Origin of the sequence: Caulobacter sp. (assembly GCF_049283275.1) — a bacterium.
Taxonomy (GTDB): Bacteria; Pseudomonadota; Alphaproteobacteria; order Caulobacterales; family Caulobacteraceae; genus Caulobacter.
Genome location: NZ_JBAPVS010000054.1, coordinates 1 through 3948, shown reverse-complemented (window position 1 = coordinate 3948; position 3948 = coordinate 1). Strand labels below are relative to the sequence as shown.

The 3948-nt window shown below is 68.8% G+C and carries 4 protein-coding genes and 1 pseudogene; all 5 read left to right on the top strand.

Annotated features, from left to right (window positions below; translation table 11 throughout):
• Positions 1-494 (top strand): annotated as a pseudogene (locus WAL33_RS02765) (energy transducer TonB); the annotation flags it as partial.
• Positions 495-508: 14 nt separating this feature from the next.
• Positions 509-1822 carry a Tol-Pal system beta propeller repeat protein TolB gene (gene tolB / locus WAL33_RS02760; RefSeq protein WP_422178251.1) on the top strand — a complete coding sequence of 438 codons (1314 nt, stop codon included), beginning with the start codon at positions 509-511 and terminating at the stop codon, positions 1820-1822.
• Between the two features lie 188 nt (positions 1823-2010).
• Entirely contained in the window at positions 2011-2580 is a 570-nt protein-coding gene (pal, locus tag WAL33_RS02755) for a peptidoglycan-associated lipoprotein Pal (protein WP_422178253.1), read from the top strand.
• Between the two features lie 164 nt (positions 2581-2744).
• Positions 2745-3593, top strand: a complete 849-nt coding sequence (gene ybgF / locus WAL33_RS02750; RefSeq protein WP_422178249.1) for a tol-pal system protein YbgF — start codon at positions 2745-2747, stop codon at positions 3591-3593.
• Between the two features lie 66 nt (positions 3594-3659).
• Positions 3660-3948: ATP-binding protein (locus WAL33_RS02745; RefSeq protein WP_422178247.1), on the top strand; the 289-nt coding region annotated here is incomplete at its 3' end.

Sequence of the window (3948 nt, the reverse complement as noted above, 5' to 3'; positions counted from 1 at the left end):
GCCCCAAGCCGACCCCCACCAAGCCGGTCAAGGCCAAGCCCGAGCCCGACTTCTTCGCCTCGCTGGAAAAGACCCTGGCCAAGACGCCCAAGGCGTCCGGCAAGCCGGCGGCCAACGCCGCCCGGGGTCCGTCCCGTCCGGAGACCGCCACACAGGCCCGTCCGGGGGCCGGCGCCATGACCGGCCTGCAGGCCGCCGCCATCAACGGCATGAAGGACGAGATCCAGCGCCGCTGGAATCCCAACTGCGAGGTCGAGGGCGGGGCCGCCATCCAGGTCAAGGTCAGCTTCAAGCTGGCCACCGGCGGCCGCATCGTCGGCCAGGTGAGCGCCGGCGACGCCGGGCGCTCGTCCGATCCGGTGGTCAAGGCCGCCGCCGACCGGGCCATCCGCGCGGTCTACCAGTCGGCGCCCTTCGAGGGCCTGCCGCCGGACTATTATGGCCAGCAACTCAATTTGAACTTCAAGGCGCGCGACGCTTGCGCGGCGCGATAGGGAGGACGCCGAGCATGAACCTGAAGTCCGTCTTCAAAGGGTTGGCCGCCGCCGCCGTTCTGGCGCTGCCCCTGGCCGCCGTCGCGCCGACGCTCGCCCATGCCCAGATCGAGGTCGACATCGACAAGGGCGCGGTCAAGCCGCTGCCCGTGGCCGTCCCGGCCTTCTCCGGCGGCGGGCGCGGGGCCGAGATCTCGCAGGTCATCAGCGGCAATCTCGAACGCTCGGGGCTCTTTCAGCCGCTGAACGTGGCCAATGTCGCCGACAAGCTGGCCGACGTGAACGTCCAGCCGCGCTTCCCCGACTGGCAGGCGACCGGGGCCCAGGCCCTGATCAACGGCCAGATCACGGTCGGCGCCGACGGCGTTCTGCGCGTCGACTTCCGCCTGTGGGACACCTTCAGCCAGCAGCAGCTGCTGGGCCTGCAGTTCACCTCGACCGCCGAGAACTGGCGGCGCGTGGCCCACAAGATCAGCGACGCGGTCTATGAGCGGCTGACCGGGGAGAAGGGCTATTTCGACACCCGCGTGGTGTTCGTCGCCGAGAGCGGCAGCAAGGTGGCCCGGATCAAGAAGCTGGCGATCATGGACCAGGACGGCGCCAATCCGCAGTACCTGACCGACGGCTCGTACATCGTCATGACCCCGCGCTTCTCCTCGACCAGCCAGGAGATCACCTACATGGCGCTGCGGCCCACGGGGTCGAGCATCTATCTGACCAATCTGGAGACGGCCCGCACCGAGACCATCGGCAAGTTCCCCGGCATGGTCTTCGCCCCGCGCTTCTCGCCGGACGGTGGCAAGGTGGCCTTCTCGGTCGAGAAGGGCGGCAATTCCGACATCTATGTGATGGACCTGCGCAGCCGGCAGTCGAACCGGATCACCACCGATCCGTCGATCGACACCTCGCCCTCGTTCTCGCCGGACGGCAGCAAGATCGTGTTCAACTCCGACCGCGGCGGCCAGGCCCAGATCTACATCATGAACGTCGACGGCAGCGGGGTGCGGCGCATCTCGTACGGCGGCGGCCGCTACACCACTCCGGTGTGGAGCCCGCGCGGCGACTTGATAGCCTTCACCAAGCAGACCGGCGGGCAATTCCACATCGGCGTCATGAACGCCGACGGCGGCGACGAGCGCCTGCTGACCACCAGCTATCTGGACGAGGGCCCGACCTGGGCGCCCAACGGCCGAGTGCTGATGTTCTCGCGCGAGGCCTCCAGCGGCAATTCGCGGCTGTGGACGGTGGACGTCACCGGCCGCATCCTTCGCCCCGCCGCCTATCAGGGCGCGGCCTCGGACCCGGCCTGGTCGCCGCTTTTGGACTGATCCGCGCGACTTTTTCGAAACCTTCACCGTAAAAGCGCGTTGGGCCTAGAGTCGTTCATCCGACGTTCACTCCGCAGGTGAAAACAGGAGGGTGTGCGACAATCTGTCGCCATTGTGAGGCGATAGGTACATTTGGCGCGCCACCGCAAAGGCTTGACGCGGTAGAGATATGAACCTTGGCTGTGAACTTGAGGAGAAACTGGATGAGCTTCGACACCCAACGCGTCGCTAGACTGGCGATGATCGGTCTGGCGACCGTCTCGCTCGCCGCCTGTGCTTCGCGGCCGAAGCCCGCGGGTCCCGCGGCTCCGCCGCCGCAGCCGACGCAACCCATGCCCCCGGCCCAGGAGCCCCAGGCTCCGCCGTCGCCGGTCAATCAGGGCCCGCTGCCGGGCACGGTGCAGGACTTCGTGATCAACATCGGCGAGCGGATCTATTTCGCCACCGACAGTTACGACGTCAGCTCGGACGCCCAAGCCGTTCTGGCGGCCCAGGCCCAGTGGCTGAACCGCTATCCGGCCGTGCGCGTGCGCATCGAAGGCAACGCCGACGAACGCGGCACCCGCGAATACAACCTGGCCCTGGGCGCGCGCCGCGCCAACGCCGTGCGTGAAGTCCTGATCGCCCAAGGCGTTTCGGGGTCGCGCATCGAGTCCCTGTCCTACGGCAAGGAACGCCCGATCGATCCGGGCGATGGCGAGGACGCCTGGGCCAAGAACCGTAACGCCCGCACCGCCATCACCGACGGCGCGCGATAGTTAGCAAGCTCCCTTCCCCCTTGATGGGGGAAGGGTTGGGGATGGGGGCGACGCGGCGGTTCCGCTGTACGGCCGTGTCACCCCCGCCCAACCCTCCCCCATCAAAGGGGGAGGGCTTTTGTTTTGGCCGCACTTTTGTCCGCAACCGGGGCATAATCGCCGACATGAAGCTGAAAGCCGCTCTGCTCGCCTCCGTCCTGGCGTTGACCGCCGTGCCCGCCCTGACCTGGGCCCAGACCGCCATGCCCGATCCGCTGGACGATCGCTCGGCCAAGCGTCTGGACAAGATGGACAAGGTGGTCCGCGAACTGCGCGCGATCGTCTTCCAGGGCCGCGACACCGGCAAGCCGGTGGTCGTGCAGGCCGCCGAAACCGACGCCCAGATCGCGGCGCTGTCGGAAAGGCTGACCGACCTGGAAAAGACCCTGACCAAGCTGAACGGCCAGAACGAGACCCTGACCCACGACCTGGACCAGGCCCGTCAGGCCAATGACGGCCAGAAGGCCCGGGCCGACGCGCTGGAGCAGCGCCTGGTCGCCCTGGAAAAGCGCCTCGCCGACCAGGAGGTCGCGACGACCAACGCCGACACCGCCGCGGCGGCGGCGACGTCCGCCCCGACCTCGGGCGATCCAGGCGCGGCCTTCAAATCGGCCCGCCAACTGCTGCTGGACGGCGACTACGGCAGCGCCGAACAGGCCTTCGCCGGCTATGTCGAGGCCTTCCCCGACAGCGCCAAGGCCCCGGAGGCCCGCTACTGGCTGGGCGAGACCCAGTTCGTGCGCGAGGCTTACGGCGACGCCGCCGGCAATTATCTGGGCGCGGTGCGCGGCTGGCCGCAAACCAACTGGGCGCCTGACGCGGTGCTGAAGCTGTCGCGCGCTCTGGTGGCCCTGAAGAAGCCCGCCGACGCCTGCAAGACCCTGGACGAACTGGCCCGGCGCTACCCCAAGGCCCCCGCCGCGGTGACCTCCAGGGCCGCGACGACGCGCGTCCAGGCCAAGTGCGCGGCTTAGGGGCCGAATTTTCTTGATCAGCTCATCCCGGCGAATGCCGGGATGAGCGGAATTAGGGGAGGGCCCATGATCGAAACCTTTCCCCCCTTCACCGCCGCCCTCGACCGCCGCCTGCGTCCGAACGCCTCCGCGCCGCTGGCCGTCGGCTTTTCCGGCGGCGGCGACAGCCTGGCCCTGCTGATCCTGACCCTGGCCTGGGCTCGCGCCCATGGCCGCGCGGTGGTCAGCCTGACCGTCGACCACCAGCTCAACCCCGCCAGCGCCGCCTGGACCGCCGAAGCCGTCGCCAAGGCCCGAGCCCTGGGCGCGCAGGCCCTCGCCCTGGCCTGGACCGGACCCAAGCCGGCCTCGGGCC

What these genes read in the sequence shown, in the direction of transcription:
- tolB (WP_422178251.1), top strand. Translation starts at nt 509, where the DNA reads ATGAACCTGAAGTCCGTCTTCAAAGGGTTGGCCGCCGCCGCCGTTCTG.
- ybgF (WP_422178249.1), top strand. Translation starts at nt 2,745, where the DNA reads ATGAAGCTGAAAGCCGCTCTGCTCGCCTCCGTCCTGGCGTTGACCGCC.